We start from the raw sequence: 16,079 nt of genomic DNA on the forward strand, positions 1-16,079 counted from the left end.
GTCCTTATCATGAGAGCGCGTCGAGTACTTCTTGACACCAGTCGGCGAACCCCTCCTCGACGCGGATTCCGCCGCGCAGGACGAGGTACTGGTGCAGGGCTGCGCCGGAGAGCTGGTCCGGTGCGGGAAAGTCGCGTTTTTCGATCATGCGGTAGACCTCGAGCCGGGCGGCGTGGCCGTCGCGGTGGCGGGCGACCTCGGCCGTGAGTGCGGCGACGTCACCGTGTCGAGCGGCGCGGATCTTCACTGCCAGCTCGTTGCGCAGGTGGTTGGGCTCGGTGGGTTCGGCGATCCATCGCGCGAGTTCCGCGCTTCCGGCCGCACTGACCCGGTACACCTTCTTGTCGGGTCGGCCGTCCTGCGCCACCACCTCGGCGTCGACCCATCCCGCCTCGTCCATGCGTTTGAGGACGCGGTAGATCTGCTGGTGGGTGGCGCTCTGGAAGAAGCCGATGGACTTGTCGAACCGGCGCGCCAATTCGTAACCCGAGCCGGAGTGCTCGGTCAGGGAGACGAGAAGCGCATGTTCGAGTGCCACGAACCGAAGTATGTATGCAACGAGGTGCGTATGCAACTGAGTGCACACTAAGTTCTTCCGTCCGAACGGGACGCTCGTCGCGTCAGACCGCACGAACTCTCCGTTCACTCGCATAGGCTCGCGGGCATGAGCACCGACGTTCGTCCGCCGGCCGGGATCGGCGAGGCCGCGACGCGCAGGCAGGTTGTCGCGTGGGGGCTGTGGGACTGGGGTTCGGCGGCCTTCAACGCCGTGATCCTCACGTTCGTCTTCTCCGTGTACCTGACGGACGCCGTGGGTGAGGACCTGCCGGGGTCGATCTCCGCGAGCACGTGGCTGGGATGGTCGCTCGGCATCGCGGGCTTCCTCATCGCCGTGCTCGCCCCCGTCACCGGTCAGCGATTCGACGCCGCGGGACGACGCAAATGGGCGCTCGGCGTCCTCACCTTCGCGACGGTCGGGTGCATGGCGGCGATGTTCCTCGTCCGCGACTCCTATCAGTACCTGTGGCTCGGGCTGGTGCTGCTCGCTGCAGGTTCGGTGATCTTCGAACTGGCCGGCGTCCCGTACAACGCGATGCTCAGGCAGGTGTCCACGCCGGCGAACATCGGCCGGGTGTCCGGGTTCGGCTGGGCGATGGGCTATTTCGGTGGGATCGTGCTCCTGCTGCTGTGCTACTTCGGATTCATCGCCGGTGACGGTGACACTCGCGGATTCCTCGGACTCACCACCGACGGCGGCCTGAACATCCGGATGGTCGCGCTGCTGGCCGCCGTCTGGTTCGCGGTCTTCGCTATTCCCGTCCTGCTGAAGGTCCCCGAGCTGGCCCGTCCGCACGCAGACCCGGGCGCGGACAAGGCCGGCTTCCTCGAGTCGTACCGGGTGCTGTGGCGTGATCTGCGCGACCTCTGGGCCGCCGACCGGCGCACCGTGTACTTCCTGGTGGCGAGCGCGCTGTTCCGCGACGGACTGGCCGGTGTCTTCACCTTCGGCGCAGTCCTCGCCGTCAACGTCTACGGCATCAGCACGGGTGACGTGCTGCTGTTCGGCGTCGCGGCCAATGTCGTCTCCGCGCTCGGCGCGCTCACCGCAGGCCGGTTCGACGACCGGATCGGCCCGAAGACCGTGATCATGGCGTCCCTGATCGCGATGATCGTCGTCGGTGTCGTCCTCACGGCGGTGTCGGGACCGGTCATGTTCTGGATCTTCGGACTGCTGCTGTGCCTGTTCGTCGGTCCCGCACAGTCGTCGGCGCGCACATTCCTGGCCCGGATCACACCGCCCGGCCGGGAGGGCCAGATGTTCGGTCTCTACGCGACCACCGGTCGCGCGGTGTCGTTCCTCTCGCCCACCCTGTTCGGGTTGTTCGCCTGGTGGTTCGCGGCGGATCGGGCCGGAATCATCGGCCTGGTGATCGTGCTCGGGATCGGGCTCGCCGCGCTGACGGTGGTGAAGGCGCCCGAGCGCGACTAGCGCCGCGCGCGATTGTCGTCGATCCGGAGCTTCTCCGGAAATAGCCGCCGCTGCGTCAGCCAGCCCGCTGCCGCCACGACGATCCAGATCAGTGTGGCGAAGAACTGCTGGGTGCCCTCGTTCGGATCCTCCAAGAAACCCAGCGGGGGGACGGCGAGGCCGAGTCCGGTCAGCACCAAGCTGGCGCCGCCGAGTGCGGTGAGCCACAGCAGCGCCCGCGCCCGGTACCGGTCGGCGACGAACCCGCAGGCGACGGCGAGCGCGACGATCACGATTCCGCTCAGGATCCAGCTGGCGTCATCCGGTTGCAGAACGCGACTGAGCTTCGCTCCGATCACCGCGCCCGCGATGATTCCGATGAAGAATGCGGCGAACTTGAAGACCAGAGTGGTGGCCGCCCACACCACGACCGCACCGATCGCCGCGACCAGGAACGTCGTTCCGAGCGACAGCGACAGCAGGTCGGACACGAGCCAGCCGAGGCCGAATCCGGAGGCGAGAACGGCGACGTGCAGTGAACCGACACCGGCGAAGCACAGAACCGCGCCGACCAGAAGGATTGCGATGCCACTCATGGTGCCCTCCCAGGGTGCACGAGACGAGTAGTGCCATCACACCAGACGTGTCGCCGCCGGGGGAGGGGAACTGCCGATTATCCAGCCGCCCGAGCGCGATCGAGGATCGCCTTCGCGAGTGCCTCCGGGCACTCCTCGGGGATCCAGTGCGTGGCGCCGTCCAGGACGACGAACTCGTAGGGCGCATCGACGAACTCGCCACACTTCTCCGCACCCGCACGCCCGAGCTCGAGGTCGCCGGTGCTCCAGACATACGTCGTGGGGACCGTGACGGCTGGGGTGGCCTCGAAGTCCTTCGTCATCGCCCGGTACCAGTTCAGCGCGGCCGTCAGTGCGCCCGGTTCACTCAGAAGTCCCACGTGCTCGTTTACGAGTTCGGAGCTCACGACGTCCCCGAACACCGCGCGCAGTCGCTGGGCGTCGTCGCGGAGTAGGACGTGCTCGGCCTTGCCCTCCGTCCGCAGGAACTGGATGTACGACGATCGCTGTTGCTGGTCGGCGTCCTCGCGTAGCGCCCAGCCGAAGGCCGCGGGATGGGGAACCGACGCCGTTGTCAGCGACCTGACGCGACCCGGGTGGCGGGCCGCCACGCACCAAGCCACGATGGATCCCCAGTCGTGGCCGACGAGATGCACGGTGTCGATGTCGAGGGCGTCGAGCAGCCCTACGACGTCGGCGACGAGGTGGTCGATCCGGTAGGACTCGACACCGTCGGGGCGCGCACCGCGCGAATAGCCGCGCTGATTCGGCGCGTAGGTCCGCAGGCCCGCGTCGTTCAGGAGGGTCGCGACCCGTGACCACGACGCCGCGCTCTCCGGGTATCCGTGCAGCAACAGGACGGCGTCGCCGTCGGTCGGGCCACCGACCGTGACGTCGAAGGTGAGCGGCCCTACCGGGACGTGGGTGTGCTCGAGGAGAGTCGACATGCCCCCACCGTACGGCGGGCGACCTACTTCTTTCCGGGATTCCACCCGCTCATGCCGAGCATGATCAGGCGCAGTTGACGCTCGGCGCGCGCGACGACCTCGGCCTCGCTTCGGCTTCCGGGACGATCGGCCTCGAGGAGATCGACGACGACGGCGAACATGGTGGACACGATGAGGTCGGCCGCCATCTCCAGGTCGTCGTGGTCCCAGGTCTGCAGGCCGTCGATGCGGGACAGATCGACCGTGAGTTCGCTGACGAACAGCTTCATCTCGGTCGCGATCGCACGGCGAATTTCCGGGACACCGCCGTAGCGTTCGCGGCTGAGGAACCGGAACTGCGCCTCGTGGGTGCGGACCTGCCGCACGAGGATGTCGAGCGACGCGCCTGCACTCTTTGTGCTCGGGGTGCGGCGGGCGTCGCGCAGCATCTGCCGCAGAATCCGCATGCCCTCCTCGACGAGCACCACGCCGAGTTCCTCGATGGACGCGAAATGGCGGTAGAACGCGGTGGGCACGATTCCCGCGGTGCGGGCGATCTCGCGCAGGCTCACGCCGGCGAAACTGCGGTCCGACATCAGTTCGAGCGTGCCGTCGAGGAGGGCCTTCCTCGTGCGCTCCTTCCGCGCTGCCCTGCTCTCGGGTTCGGCGCCGGTCGACTGACTCACGGCAGTGAGTGTATTCGCGGGGGAGAGCACCGCCACCACCTCCGGGTGTTCGCGTTCGTCGTCCGGCATGCGCATCCGATCCCCGCCTCGAGTGTGCGTGCGGTCACATTGCGATTGACAAGTTCCTGTCTCCCTCTGTCACACTATTGTCAGTGTACAACCGTGCACTCAAATGGAGGAGGCTGACGTGTCAGTTGCCCACACCAGTCGTCCGGCGGAGGGACGCAGGTTCTCGCTGCTGTCGTTGTTCGAGGCGATGGCCACTCCGCACCAGCTCGACCGCTACCTCGAACTCGTCACGCCGATGGTCACCGTGCGCGACCTTCGCGCCGAAGTCGTCGAGGTCCGGCGGTCCACGGCCGACACCGTCACTCTCACGCTGCGCCCCACCCGCCAGTGGCGTGGATTCCGCGCGGGGCAGTTCGTGCAGGTGGGGGTCGTGATCGACGGGGTTCGGCACACCCGCTGCTACTCGCCTGCCAATGCACAGTCGTCCACCGACGGGCACGTCGAGTTGACGATCAAGGCGCATCCCGACGGGCTCGTCTCGCAGTACCTGCACGCGCAGGCGCGCCCCGGACTCGTGCTCGACCTGTCTCAGGCCGCGGGCGAATTCACCCTTCCGTCTCCTCGTCCGCGCCGGCTGCTGCTGGTGAGCGGAGGCAGCGGAATCACTCCGGTTCTGTCGATGCTGCGCACCCTCGTCGACGAGGAGCACGTCGGAAGCATCACTTTTCTGCACTACGCGTACACCGAAAACGATGTCGCGTACCTAGACGAGTTGCGCGCACTCGCGGACGCGAACGCCAACGTCTCCCTCGTACTGGCGTACACCGATCAGGAGGCCGGCGGGCACCTGCACGGGTTCTTCGGTCAGGAGCACCTCGACGCGGTGGCGCCCTGGTACGCCGACGCCGAAACGTTCCTGTGCGGCCCACCCGGACTGATGCGTGGCGTCCGGGAGGTGTACCGCGAACTCGGCATCGAGGACCGTCTGCGCACCGAGGAGTTCGCTCCCGCCGCAGCCCCGGTGGAGGGGGAGGCCGGCGGCGCGGTGTCCTTCACCGCCAGCGGCGTCACCGCGGACAACTCCGGTGCGACACTGCTCGAACAGGCGGAAGCCGCCGGACTCCATCCGGAGTACGGCTGCCGGATGGGCATCTGCTTCTCCTGCACCACGGTGAAGACATCGGGGTGCACCAGGAACGTCCGCACCGGCGATACCGACACCGACCCGGACAAGGCGATCCAACTGTGCGTCTCGGTTCCGGTGGGCGACGTCGCCCTCGACATCTGACTTTCACGACATCAATGTTTGGAGACCGACATGTTTGGACTCTCACTCTCGTTCCTCCCGTTCGTCGGCGGCACCGACGGTTCCCGTAACGCCGCCCCGGTGGTGCTCAGCCACGACCAGGTCGAAGAGATCGGCAGGGAACTGGACGCCCTCCGCGACCGGACGGTTGCGGACCTCGGCGCCGAGGACCGCGAATACATCTACAAGATCATCAAGGCGCAGCGGGGATTCGAGGTCGCAGGCCGCGGTCTGATGTATCTCGGCTTCTTCCCGCCGGCCTGGATCGCCGGCGTCGGCGCCCTCGGCGTGTCGAAGATTCTCGACAACATGGAGATCGGCCACAACGTCATGCACGGTCAGTACGACTGGATGCGTGAACCGGGCCTGAACTCACGGGTGTTCGAATGGGACACCGTCTGCCCTGCCGATCAGTGGAAGCATTCCCACAACTACATGCACCACACGTACACCAACATCCTCGGCCGGGACCGGGACATCGGCTACGGCATCCTGCGGATCGACGAGGCGCAGAAATGGAACCCCTACTACCTGGGGAACCCGGTCTACGCCTTCTTCCTGATGATGCTGTTCGAGTGGGGCGTCATGATGCACGACCTGGAAGCGGAGAACGTGATCCAGGGCAAGCGCAAGTGGCGCGACGTCAAGCCGCTGCTGAAGGGCTGGTGGCGCAAGGCCGGCCGGCAGGTGCTCAAGGACTACGTGATCTTTCCCGCGCTCACCGGGCCGCTGTTCGTCCCGACACTGCTCGGCAACGTGACCGCCAACCTGATCCGCAACGTGTGGGCCTACTCGATCATCTTCTGCGGCCATTTCCCCACCGGGGTGCAGAGTTTCACCGAGGACGAGACCGCGGAGGAAACCCGCGGCGAGTGGTACGTCCGGCAGATGCTCGGCAGCGCGAACATCGAGGGGAGCCCCCTGTTCCACATCATGTCGGGCAACCTGTCGCACCAGATCGAGCACCATCTGTTCCCGGACCTGCCTGCCCACCGGTATCCGGAGATGGCACCCGTCGTGAAGGCGCTGTGCGAGAAGCACGGGTTGCCGTACAACACCGGTGGCTTCTTCAAGCAGATCGGCTCCGTGTGGGGGAAGATCTTCACGTTCGCACTGCCGCCCGGTCTCGTCTCGTCCGACACCCCTCCCGGTGTTATCGTCGAGCGGCAGAAGACTGCAGCCTGAGAGGCGAAAACACATGGTGGGGAAGTTCGAGCGGCGCAAGGACACCGTGCAGGAACTGACGGAGTCCGCGGCCACGCACGTGGGCAAGATCGCGACGATCATCGCGGGCGCCGTCCGGGACGTCACCCGGGAGATCGGCGACTGGGTATCCGACGGAATCGAGATGCGCGAGGCCGCGAAGAAGGCCCGCGAAGACGAGGGCGAGGGCGAGACGGTCGACTGAGTAGCCGGCCGGCGCGTATCGACCCAGGGTAGAGATCGGGCCGCCGGGGGTGCGTTCATGGCACCCTCGGCGGCCTTTCTGCGGGCGGGGCTGAGGCCGATGCTGGTTGCAGCACGAAAACCGCCCCCCGAAAGGAACCCATGTCTCCCACCATGATCTCCACCACGGCGCGCATCGCCGTCGCCGGATTTGCGGCCCTTGCCATTTCGCTGACCGGTGCCGCAGGTATGGCCTCGGCCAAGCCGATCTGCGAGACCGGCTGTTCCCAGCCCCTGCCCAACAAGAACCCCAGGCCCGACGTCAAGCAGATGTGCTGGGTCGAATGGGGTCAGACACAGTGTCAGGTGAGCTGACGCGCTCGTGCTGTCGGAGCGTGGGGCGTGGCGTCGACGGCCAGGCCCTGACCCTACGTTGCTTCTAGATGACGCCCAGCGAGATCATGGCGTCGGCGACCTTCACGAAACCGGCGATGTTCGCGCCGTGCACGTAGTCGCCCGGCATGCCGTACTCGGCGGCCGTGGCGACAGTCCGTCCGTGGATGCCGCTCATGATCCCGGCCAACCGCTCGTCGGTGTACTCGAAGCCCCACGAGTCGCGGGATGCGTTCTGCTGCATCTCGAGTGCCGACGTCGCGACCCCGCCCGCGTTGGCCGCCTTGCCCGGCGCGAATGCCACGGCGGCATCGCGGAACACCTGGACGCCCTGCGGGGTGGTGGGCATGTTCGCGCCCTCCGCCACCGCCTGCACACCATTCGTGACCAGGGTCTTGGCTGCTGATTCGTCGAGTTCGTTCTGGGTGGCGCAGGGGAGCGCGACGTCGCACGGCACATCCCAGATGGAACCGTTCGGCACGAACCGGGCGTGCGGCACGGTGTCCGCGTATTCGCTGATCCGTCCCCGCCGCACCTCCTTGATCTCTTTCAGGAGGTCGAGGTCGATGCCCTTCTCGTCGACGACGTATCCCGCGGAATCGGAGGCTGCGATCGCGATTCCGCCGAGTTGGTGCACCTTCTCGATCGCGTAGATCGCGACGTTCCCGGAACCGGAGACGACGACGGTCTTGCCGTCGAGTGAACTGTTCGCGGTCTTCAGCATCTCGGCGACGAAGTAGGCGACGCCGTACCCCGTGGCCTCCCGACGCACCTGCGAGCCGCCCCAGGTGAGTCCCTTGCCGGTGAGAACGCCCGACTCGTACGAGTTGGTGAGGCGTTTGTACTGGCCGAACAGGTAGCCGATCTCGCGACCGCCGACCCCGATGTCACCTGCGGGGACGTCGGTGTATTCCCCGATGTGGCGATGCAGTTCGGTCATGAACGACTGGCAGAAGCGCATGACCTCGGCTTCGGAACGGCCCTTGGGGTCGAAGTCGGAGCCGCCTTTGCCGCCGCCGATCGGAAGCCCGGTGAGGGCGTTCTTGAAGATCTGCTCGAACCCGAGGAACTTCACGATTCCCAGGTTCACGCTGGGGTGAAACCGCAGCCCACCCTTGTAGGGGCCGAGCACGCTGTTGTACTGCACGCGGAAACCGCGGTTCACGTGCACGTTGCCGGAATCGTCGACCCACGGCACCCGGAAGATGATCTGACGTTCGGGCTCGCACAGCCGCTCGATCAGTCCGGAATCGGCGTAGTGCGGACGGTGCTCGAGCACGACCTGGAGCGATTCGAAGACCTCCGCGGCGGCCTGGTGGAACTCGGGTTCTCCGGCGTTCCGCAGACGGACCTGCTCGTAGATCTCTGCTACCCGGTCGCGCGTTGACACAGACCACCCCTGCCTTACGTGTGAGGACTTCTTTACCTGACGTTTACATCGGAAACTATAGACCGGTGTCAGGACGTCCTGTATCGGGCCGTGCCGGCAGCTCAGGATTCTCGTCGCGGTGCGCGGGAATGCATTGCGACAGCGGTGTTCTCGACCGCTTCGCCGCAGTGCGCGCAGCGGTGTTCCAGTTCCAGCGAGTGCCCGCACTCGTGCACGAGCACCGACGGAGCCTCGTCGACGGCCCATTTGCTGCCCCACTGGAACAGGGAGAGCAGCAGTGGCCGCAGGTCCTCGCCCGCGGGGGTGAGGTGGTACTCGAAGCGCGGTGGATGCTCGGAGTACTGCCTGCGTTCGATGACGCCGACCTCCTCCAGCTTGCGCAGCCGTGCGGTGAGGATGTCGCGCGAGACGCCGATGTAGCCCGCGATCCGGTCGAAGCGGTGCACCCCGTAGGACAGTTCCCGGATCACCAGCATCGACCAGCGGTCGCCGATCAACTCCATGGTGGCGGCGATGGCGCAGGGCCTCGGCGTCAGGGGCATGCGGTCCATGACGATCTCGGGTGTTGCTGGCTTGGTGTCGCCGTTGCTCATGCTTTCCATCATAGAGGGTTGTGTTTTCCAACTGATAGGGGTTACTGTCGTCGACATAGTTAGTTGGAAAAGCAGACTTACTCAATCGAAGGGGTCGTCATGACCACGATTCAAGATCGAACGGTGCTGGTCACCGGGGCCAGTCGCGGGCTCGGCCGGGCCTTCGTCGCCGAGGCGCTCGCACGAGGAGCGCGCACGGTCTACGCGTCGGCGCGCGACACGTCCACGATCGACGGGCACCCGCGGGTCGTGCCGGTCCAACTGGATGTCACGAACCCCGAATCGGTCTATGCCGCAGCGGAACTCGTCGGGGATCTCGGCGTGCTGATCAACAACGCCGGGATCCTCGTCGGCGAGTCGCCGCTCACGGGCGATCTCGACGGGATGCGCCGTGAACTCGAAACCAACCTCTACGGCCCGCTCAACGTGACACGCGCGCTCGCACCGATCATCGCCGCCAACGGCGGTGGCGCGATCCTCAACGTGCATTCCGTGCTGTCGTGGCTGGCGATCGGCGGCTCCTACAGCGTCTCGAAGGCCGCCCTGTGGAGCGCCACCAACGCCATGCGCGCCGAACTCGCGGCGCAGAACATCCAGGTGGTCGGGCTGCATCTCGGCTACATGGACACTGACATGACGAGTGGTCTGGACGTGCAGAAGATCTCCGCGGCCGAGGTCGCACGACTGGCCTTCGACGGCATCGAGTCCGGCGCCCACGAGGTGCTCGCCGACGACACCACCCGCACCGTCAAGGCGGCGCTGTCCGGCGACCTCGACGTCCTCTATCCGCAGCCGGCGCAGCGGGGAGCCGCATAGTGAGGCCGTACGGAAACGGTGAGGTGTCGACGGTCGAGAGCCTGCCGGACGCCGGCGAGTGGGGCGAGACCCGGTCGAAGATCGTCGAATGGCACGACCCGGCAGGTCCGGCGCGCACGGCCCGGGAACTCGACGGCCTCACCTACCTGCGGGCAATCCTCGACGGCAGCGTTCCGGCGCCGCCCATCGCCAGCCTGATGAATCTGCGGTTTCTCGAGGCCGAACCCGGGAGGGTGGTCTTCGCGCTCGATCCCGACGAGTCACAGTACAACCCGATCGGCGCCATCCACGGCGGCGCCGTGTGCACGCTGCTCGATTCGGTCGCCGGCTGCGCCGTGCACACCACGTTGCCCGCCGGGTGGGGGTACACCTCGGTCGAGATCAAGGTCAACTACATCCGCGGGGCGACCCGCGACTCCGGGGCGCTCACCGCCACCGGTGTCGTGAAGAAGGCGGGCCGCCGCATCGCCTTCGCGGAAGGGGAGGTCACCGACTCGCAGGGCCGCCTGGTGGCCACCGCCACCAGCACGCTGCTGGTGTTCGAGGTTCCACCACAGGGCTGACGCAGGACGGTCGGGAAACCCGCCACCCGCGGAGGGGAGTGGCGGGTCCCGATGCACCGTTGCCCCGTCGGGTTGGGGCGATGCGTGAACAAGACTAATCAGTCGGTTTGCTACGCGCGAGTACGGGACACCGCCGCCGGTCGAAGCAGCCCTACGGCATACCGAAGTTTGATGTACTGAATCCCGTCCTCATCAGCGTCATTCCCGGAGCGGTCAAGGAAGGCACACCCATGGGCACGATCACCACGCAGGACGGCACGGAGATCTTCTACAAGGACTGGGGAACCGGTCAACCCATCGTGTTCAGCCACGGCTGGCCGCTGTCGGCCGACGACTGGGACGCCCAGATGCTGTTCTTCCTCCAGCACGGCTATCGAGTCATCGCCCACGACCGGCGCGGGCACGGACGCTCCACGCAGACCGGCGACGGCCACGACATGGACCACTACGCCGACGACCTCGCGGAGTTGACCGCACACCTGGACCTCCACGACGCCATCCACATCGGCCACTCGACCGGCGGCGGCGAGGTCGCGCACTACCTCGCGCGACACGGCGAGAGCCGAGTGTCGAAGGCCGCACTGATCAGCGCGGTGCCGCCGCTGATGGTGAAGACGGAGGCGAACCCGGGCGGCCTGCCCAAGGCCGTGTTCGACGATCTGCAGGCGCAACTCGCGGCCAACCGTTCCGTCTTCTACCGCGACCTGCCGTCGGGGCCGTTCTACGGATTCAACCGGCCGGGCGTGGAGTCCTCGGAGGCGATCATCGAGAACTGGTGGCGGCAAGGGATGATGGGCGGGGCCAAGGCCCACTACGACGGCATCGTCGCCTTCTCGCAGACCGATTTCACCGAAGACCTGAAGAAGATCACGGTGCCGGTGCTCGTGATGCACAGCGAGGACGACCAGATCGTTCCCTACGCCGACGCCGGACCCCTGTCCGCGAAACTTCTCGCCAACGGGACGTTGAAGACGTACAAGGACTTCCCCCACGGCATGCCCACCACGCAGGCGGAGACGATCAACGCCGACCTGCTGGCCTTCCTGAAGGGCTGACGCCGGTGTTCCGATCGTCGTGAGACGCGTGTCCCGCCTCGCTCGCCGTACCGGATGCATCGCGGCGCTCGGGTGCGTCGTGGTGTCCGGTTGTGGCACCGCGGCGGACGGCCCCGCGCCCACGACGACTCCGACGGCGACTGCGGGCAGATTCGTTCCCGGTGCCGGTGACCGTTCCGGGTTGGTCGATATCGGTGGGGGCCGCGGCATCTATCTCGAGTGCCGCGGTTCCGGTTCGCCCACGGTCGTGCTCGTCTCCGGGGCCGGGGTCGCCGCCGACAATTGGAGTTACACGGGCGACCCCACAGATCAGACGACCCCGCCCGTCCGCACCGAGCTCGCCGTACACCCCGACATCGCGAAGTTCACCAGAGTATGTGCCTACGACCGTCCCGGCACGGAGCAGATGGACGGCACCGCGAGCCGATCGACCGGCGTGACGCAACCGACCACTGCGCAGGGCGACGCGGCAGATCTTCGTGCCTTGCTGACGGTCGCCGAGTTGGAGGGACCCCATGTGCTGGTCGGACACTCCTGGGGCGGAATGATCGCGTCGGCGTACGCCAGGACCTATCCGGACGACGTGTCCGGTCTCGTCCTCGTCGATCCGGGATCGCAGTATCTGCAATCGACATTGCCGCCTGCCGTGTGGGACCAGTGGATGCGGGACATCGAGACGAACGGCCGGAACCATCCCGGTGCGGAGACACCCGACTATCCCGCCACGCTCGCGGCGCTCGAGACCATGCCCCCGCTGCCTGCGATGCCCGCCGCCGTCCTGACTTCGGACGAGCCGTTCGACTATCTCGGGATCGGCGACGCCGACACGTACTGGCCGCAGTGGCTCGACGCCGCCGCGCTCCTCTCGACTGCCCTCGATGCCACCCACATCACGCAGACCGGCAGCGGTCACTTCATCGAGAACGAGAATCCCGCCCTCGTGGTCGAGCAGATCTGCTCCGTGATCGCCCCGGCAACGAGTGGCCCCGGTTCGTGAGGGCCGGGCTCGGGCGGACGGGCACCCCGATCCCTGACTGTGCAGGTGATCGGGGGTTTTCGCCGTCTGACGCTCCGTCGAACGAGTGCACCTCCGCGACTCCCTTTCAAACCTTCCCAACCCCTTGAAACGGCTTGTGGAAGAACTTGGTAGCGAGCTTGGGGGAGCGGTTCGCGGCGTTGACCAGCCACTTTCTGCCCTGTCCGCCGAGCAGCCGTCGTATCGGCCGAACCGGATGCTGCAACCAGATGAGCTGCGTGAACTGGTTGAGAAGTATCACCGCGGTACGACCGAGACCGAACTCGCAGCGCTGTTCGGGCTGCACCGGCAGACGGTGAGTGCGCACTTGCGGCGAGAAGGCATCTCGAAACGGACATCGCTGATGATGACGCCCGACCGGGTCGAGCAAGCTACGAAACTCTACAAAGATGGTTGGTCGACGGTACAGATCGGCAAGCAGTTTGGTCTCGGGCCGAGCACCATCGGTAAAGCGTTGAAGCGCGCCGGGGTGCCGATGCGGCCGCCGGTGGCAGACCGGTGGCATCAGTCGCGCGACGATTGATCGCTAGGCCGCTTGGTCTCGGTGATCCTGCTCTTCAGCGTCGCCTTGCGAGTTTCATGCCACCGCGACGATTGTTTGTAAGGGTGGTCAGACGCTTACATGATGCTGTCGACTCTGCGTAGCCCGATCGCTCACCCGTTCGCGTTGAGTCAGAACTGCCCCTGACCTCAGTCGTTCCGGCCCTAGCGGCGACAGTGATGGTGCTCTCACGAGCACCATCACTGTCGATGGCCGTTTCCACGGTTGTTCGAAACCTAGCTTAGCTAGCTAGTACTTGGGCTTGCCCGGCGGTTCCACAGAAACTTTAGTAGCCGACTACCCGCGCACACCACGTTTGGGCACCTACGATCAATCCATGGACTCGGATTCGCGCCTCAGGATTGAGGCGGGTTAGAAGTGGGTTGTCTCCGGACTACCTGTCGGTCATGGAAAATGCGAGTTTCAAACGATGCTTGGTGGTACAACCATTGAACGACAACACTCGTCCCACACGGTGGACGTAGAGTCGCCTAGCGCGCCACACGTGTAACGAATCGATGAGGAGGGGCCTCTTTGCGCTGGAGGATCCGGACAGCTGTAACGCTACTTAGTGCGATAGCGGCAGGCGTTCTTGCTCTTGATTCGAGTAAGGCGTGGAGTGACAGCGCGACAGATTGGCATCCAGGGAAGAATCAAATATTAGCTGCAGCAATCATTCTGTTCATTTCGATCCTTTATAATTTGGCCGACGCTCAATTAGAAAAGAAGCGCGCTCAGCGGCGCGATGGGATTTCCGTAGCTGTTTCTGAAATCCTGTTCCCACTCTGGTATGAGGTCTTCAAGCTAAGTGGTAACCAACGAGCTCAGGAAGAACTCGGTGTCCATGTATGGCTAGTGCCAACCTGGTATGGAATAGTTAGCAGGCACCATTCCATTCGAAGACTTACCCGCCATCGCTTTCATGATCGTTCTTGGATACCGCCATTGTGGCGTGCCGCGCAATTCAGGCTCACTCATCCGGAAGGGCCGACGGGAATCGATTGGAAGCGGGGCAAGGGAGCAATAGGTTGCTGTTGGCGCAGCCGTGCTTCTCGGCACTTTGATATGTCATCGCTATGGGGAACGGCCGAACTTGACCGGTCGACGTGGGATTCTCTAGACGAAGATGAGAAGCTTGGATTCAGCCATCGTGAGTATCAACGGATCTTTCGCAAGTACGGAAGTGTCCTGGTAGTACCAATATTTCGGCCACGGCATGGAAGTAATCCACAGTTTATGGGATGCGTCGCCATTGATCAGCCACCCGGTACTGGCATGATCAACCTAAATCAGCAGATTGTAAAGGGAAAGGCTAGTGCGGTATCAGATCACATAGGAGACGCTGTCGAAAGGATCCTGTAAGTAAGTGTGTGCTAAACTCTAACAAAGGAGAAGTAAATGCCAGCCATGATAGAAAGAATGTTCAACCGACAACCTGAGGAACCTGAGGAATATTCCCCGCTTGTGCTTGCGCCGGATTTTGACTCCGAGTCCGCTAAGTATGCACGCGAAATGGAGGACGAATTGATTCGTCTTGGGCACATGAAAGAAGATGAGCGGATGAAGATTCCTCCCGAGATTGAGTTTCCTGAAAAGGCTGCCGAACAGCAGTAGTGTGAAGCATGCCTTGTTGTCGTAAAATAAACATCACCCCGAAAGGGTTAACTACACGGTGGGCCGAGGGATTTCGCGGACTAACGACTTCGGAGATTGACGCCTTCTATGCTGGCGTATTATTCAATTCTGCCAGATAGTTCTGTTCGTTTACGGTTAGAAGTATCCGAGATTATGCCTGGCCGTCATCTATCGAGCTTTGTCTTGGTGCGTTGGTTTCATAGCGTCAGAAGATCTTTCTGGGGATGAACACGCTCGTGTCAGCCGATTCACGCACCATTCCTTTGTGCAAGAGATTTTGGAAATATGGGGATAGTGGCTGGTCGATGGCCGTCTGTTGCATTGCGCTTGTTGCCCGTCACCAGGACTCCTGACATAGCTCAGGAATTGATGCGCGGCACGTCGGTGCAGTAAGCGTCGGCCGATCAGGGTCACGTGGTGGCCTAGGAAGAACAGCTTGGCGTGTCGGTGAGTATTGGCCTAGTTCTTCCGTGGCTGCGATGTACTCTTGGTGCATTGGGGCCTGAAGCAAGGCGAATTTCCACAAAAAGCTCTATCTATTATTGAGCGTTTGGCGAGGTTTGCGTCGGCTTCCGTCGAAAATCCGCAGATCAGACTACTGACTGCGCGCCGAGCGGCAGACGCCATGTCAAGAGTCCTGGGCTACGGCGCCGGGACGAGTCGACACTGCGGAAACTCTTCGCCCGCATCGATGCTGATGCCCTCGACATCGCGTTGGGAATGTGGATGTGGACACGGACGTTTGTCGCCGGCCAGCGGCGAGTGATCGCACTGGACGGCAAGAGTGTCCGCGGAGCCCGCGATCGGACGGACGACGCCCCCGCCCCGCACCTGGTGGCTGCATTCGACCACAACGCCGGGGCGGTACTCGGGCAGGTCTGCGTGGACGCGAAGAGCAACGAAATACCCGCTGCTAGAACACTGCAACTGGTCGAGGACCTCGCCGTCTCCCGGCTCGACAAGCGGGAGCCGGTCCGACTCGCCTACGAACAGTTCCTCATCACCTGCGACCGCGCCGCCGCCTATCTGCTCGACGACGAGAACGCGGCCAGGCGGTCCGCCGACCTGAAACGGCAGACCGCCGCCGTCCGGTTGCTCATCGCGCGAGAACAGCACCGCATCCAGCACCGTGGTGTGATCGTGCTCGACGAACAGCGCGAACGGTTCCACGCGCGACGACACAGGACGTGGGGGTGACCG

Annotated in this window: 18 protein-coding genes; 12 read left to right on the forward strand and 6 right to left on the reverse strand. The window is 64.5% G+C overall.

What is annotated here, in order from left to right:
• Positions 1 to 7: 7 nt before the first annotated feature.
• Positions 8 to 538 carry a PadR family transcriptional regulator gene (locus tag CJ179_RS38985; protein WP_095865309.1) on the reverse strand — a complete coding sequence of 177 codons (531 nt, stop codon included), beginning with the start codon at positions 536 to 538 and terminating at the stop codon, positions 8 to 10.
• A gap of 126 nt (positions 539 to 664) precedes the next feature.
• Between CJ179_RS38985 and CJ179_RS38990 the strand changes: the two genes are divergently transcribed.
• Positions 665 to 1,990: an MFS transporter gene (locus CJ179_RS38990; protein ID WP_072947047.1), complete on the forward strand. Its 1,326-nt coding sequence runs from the start codon at positions 665 to 667 to the stop codon at positions 1,988 to 1,990.
• Here the strand turns inward: CJ179_RS38990 and CJ179_RS38995 are convergent.
• The 3 genes from CJ179_RS38995 to CJ179_RS39005 all read right to left on the reverse strand — a co-directional run bounded on the left by CJ179_RS38995 (position 1,987) and on the right by CJ179_RS39005 (position 4,225).
• A complete protein-coding gene (locus CJ179_RS38995; protein WP_095865087.1) occupies positions 1,987 to 2,565 on the reverse strand; it encodes a DUF4203 domain-containing protein in 579 nt (192 codons plus the stop codon). The two genes, CJ179_RS38990 and CJ179_RS38995, sit on opposite strands and share 4 nt — an antisense overlap.
• Positions 2,566 to 2,642: 77 nt before the next feature.
• A complete protein-coding gene (locus CJ179_RS39000; RefSeq protein ID WP_095865088.1) occupies positions 2,643 to 3,491 on the reverse strand; it encodes an alpha/beta fold hydrolase in 849 nt (282 codons plus the stop codon).
• Between the two features lie 23 nt (positions 3,492 to 3,514).
• The gene (locus tag CJ179_RS39005; protein ID WP_072947107.1) at positions 3,515 to 4,225 is read right to left on the reverse strand and encodes a TetR family transcriptional regulator; all 711 of its coding nucleotides are present in this window, start codon (positions 4,223 to 4,225) and stop codon (positions 3,515 to 3,517) included.
• 118 nt (positions 4,226 to 4,343) lie between these two features.
• On the opposite strand from CJ179_RS39005, the gene CJ179_RS39010 reads away from it, so the two are divergent.
• The 4 genes from CJ179_RS39010 (at position 4,344) to CJ179_RS39025 (ending at position 7,232) form a co-directional block, all read left to right on the forward strand.
• Positions 4,344 to 5,453, forward strand: a complete 1,110-nt coding sequence (locus CJ179_RS39010; protein ID WP_095865089.1) for a ferredoxin reductase — start codon at positions 4,344 to 4,346, stop codon at positions 5,451 to 5,453.
• A gap of 30 nt (positions 5,454 to 5,483) precedes the next feature.
• The gene (locus CJ179_RS39015) at positions 5,484 to 6,656 is read left to right on the forward strand and encodes an acyl-CoA desaturase (protein WP_095865090.1); all 1,173 of its coding nucleotides are present in this window, start codon (positions 5,484 to 5,486) and stop codon (positions 6,654 to 6,656) included.
• A gap of 13 nt (positions 6,657 to 6,669) precedes the next feature.
• Positions 6,670 to 6,879, forward strand: a complete 210-nt coding sequence (locus CJ179_RS39020) for a hypothetical protein (protein WP_072947054.1) — start codon at positions 6,670 to 6,672, stop codon at positions 6,877 to 6,879.
• Between the two features lie 140 nt (positions 6,880 to 7,019).
• Positions 7,020 to 7,232 carry a hypothetical protein gene (locus CJ179_RS39025; RefSeq protein WP_095865091.1) on the forward strand — a complete coding sequence of 71 codons (213 nt, stop codon included), beginning with the start codon at positions 7,020 to 7,022 and terminating at the stop codon, positions 7,230 to 7,232.
• A gap of 64 nt (positions 7,233 to 7,296) precedes the next feature.
• Here the strand turns inward: CJ179_RS39025 and gdhA are convergent, their stop codons facing one another.
• Together gdhA and CJ179_RS39035 are read right to left on the reverse strand one after the other, a co-directional pair.
• Positions 7,297 to 8,640 carry an NADP-specific glutamate dehydrogenase gene (gene gdhA, locus CJ179_RS39030; protein WP_095865092.1) on the reverse strand — a complete coding sequence of 448 codons (1,344 nt, stop codon included), beginning with the start codon at positions 8,638 to 8,640 and terminating at the stop codon, positions 7,297 to 7,299.
• A 101-nt stretch (positions 8,641 to 8,741) separates the two neighbouring features.
• Positions 8,742 to 9,245 (reverse strand): helix-turn-helix domain-containing protein, encoded by a 504-nt coding sequence (locus CJ179_RS39035; RefSeq protein WP_072947057.1) that lies wholly within the window; start codon positions 9,243 to 9,245, stop codon positions 8,742 to 8,744.
• Between the two features lie 87 nt (positions 9,246 to 9,332).
• Here CJ179_RS39035 and CJ179_RS39040 point away from each other — a divergent pair, with 87 nt between their 5' ends.
• From CJ179_RS39040 to CJ179_RS39065, 7 genes are all read left to right on the forward strand, one after another.
• Positions 9,333 to 10,049 carry an SDR family oxidoreductase gene (locus CJ179_RS39040; protein ID WP_072947058.1) on the forward strand — a complete coding sequence of 239 codons (717 nt, stop codon included), beginning with the start codon at positions 9,333 to 9,335 and terminating at the stop codon, positions 10,047 to 10,049.
• On the forward strand, positions 10,049 to 10,612 hold the full coding sequence (locus tag CJ179_RS39045; protein ID WP_072947059.1) for a PaaI family thioesterase: 564 nt from the start codon (positions 10,049 to 10,051) through the stop codon (positions 10,610 to 10,612). Before CJ179_RS39040 ends, CJ179_RS39045 begins: the two co-directional genes overlap by 1 nt.
• A 230-nt stretch (positions 10,613 to 10,842) precedes the next feature.
• Entirely contained in the window at positions 10,843 to 11,667 is an 825-nt protein-coding gene (locus CJ179_RS39050) for an alpha/beta fold hydrolase (protein ID WP_072947060.1), read from the forward strand.
• 28 nt (positions 11,668 to 11,695) lie between these two features.
• Positions 11,696 to 12,664 (forward strand): alpha/beta fold hydrolase, encoded by a 969-nt coding sequence (locus CJ179_RS39055; protein ID WP_179377847.1) that lies wholly within the window; start codon positions 11,696 to 11,698, stop codon positions 12,662 to 12,664.
• 136 nt (positions 12,665 to 12,800) lie between these two features.
• The gene (locus CJ179_RS39060; protein ID WP_143549029.1) at positions 12,801 to 13,226 is read left to right on the forward strand and encodes a hypothetical protein; all 426 of its coding nucleotides are present in this window, start codon (positions 12,801 to 12,803) and stop codon (positions 13,224 to 13,226) included.
• Positions 13,227 to 14,642: 1,416 nt separating this feature from the next.
• The gene (locus CJ179_RS51015; RefSeq protein WP_143549030.1) at positions 14,643 to 14,858 is read left to right on the forward strand and encodes a hypothetical protein; all 216 of its coding nucleotides are present in this window, start codon (positions 14,643 to 14,645) and stop codon (positions 14,856 to 14,858) included.
• Between the two features lie 903 nt (positions 14,859 to 15,761).
• Positions 15,762 to 16,076: a hypothetical protein gene (locus CJ179_RS39065; RefSeq protein ID WP_257016039.1), complete on the forward strand. Its 315-nt coding sequence runs from the start codon at positions 15,762 to 15,764 to the stop codon at positions 16,074 to 16,076.
• The last annotated feature ends 3 nt before the right edge of the window (positions 16,077 to 16,079 follow it).

Origin of the sequence: Rhodococcus sp. ACS1 (genome assembly GCF_002300155.1) — a bacterium.
GTDB classification, from domain to species: domain Bacteria; phylum Actinomycetota; class Actinomycetes; order Mycobacteriales; family Mycobacteriaceae; genus Rhodococcus_F; species Rhodococcus_F koreensis.

Coding starts and splice junctions, on each gene's coding strand:
- CJ179_RS38990 (WP_072947047.1), top strand. CDS start 665: ATGAGCACCGACGTTCGTCCGCCGGCCGGGATCGGCGAGGCCGCGACG.
- CJ179_RS38995 (WP_095865087.1), bottom strand. CDS start 2,565: ATGAGTGGCATCGCAATCCTTCTGGTCGGCGCGGTTCTGTGCTTCGCC.
- CJ179_RS39000 (WP_095865088.1), bottom strand. CDS start 3,491: ATGTCGACTCTCCTCGAGCACACCCACGTCCCGGTAGGGCCGCTCACC.
- CJ179_RS39005 (WP_072947107.1), bottom strand. CDS start 4,225: ATGCCGGACGACGAACGCGAACACCCGGAGGTGGTGGCGGTGCTCTCC.
- CJ179_RS39015 (WP_095865090.1), top strand. CDS start 5,484: ATGTTTGGACTCTCACTCTCGTTCCTCCCGTTCGTCGGCGGCACCGAC.
- CJ179_RS39020 (WP_072947054.1), top strand. CDS start 6,670: ATGGTGGGGAAGTTCGAGCGGCGCAAGGACACCGTGCAGGAACTGACG.
- CJ179_RS39025 (WP_095865091.1), top strand. CDS start 7,020: ATGTCTCCCACCATGATCTCCACCACGGCGCGCATCGCCGTCGCCGGA.
- CJ179_RS39035 (WP_072947057.1), bottom strand. CDS start 9,245: ATGATGGAAAGCATGAGCAACGGCGACACCAAGCCAGCAACACCCGAG.
- CJ179_RS39040 (WP_072947058.1), top strand. CDS start 9,333: ATGACCACGATTCAAGATCGAACGGTGCTGGTCACCGGGGCCAGTCGC.
- CJ179_RS39050 (WP_072947060.1), top strand. CDS start 10,843: ATGGGCACGATCACCACGCAGGACGGCACGGAGATCTTCTACAAGGAC.
- CJ179_RS51015 (WP_143549030.1), top strand. CDS start 14,643: ATGCCAGCCATGATAGAAAGAATGTTCAACCGACAACCTGAGGAACCT.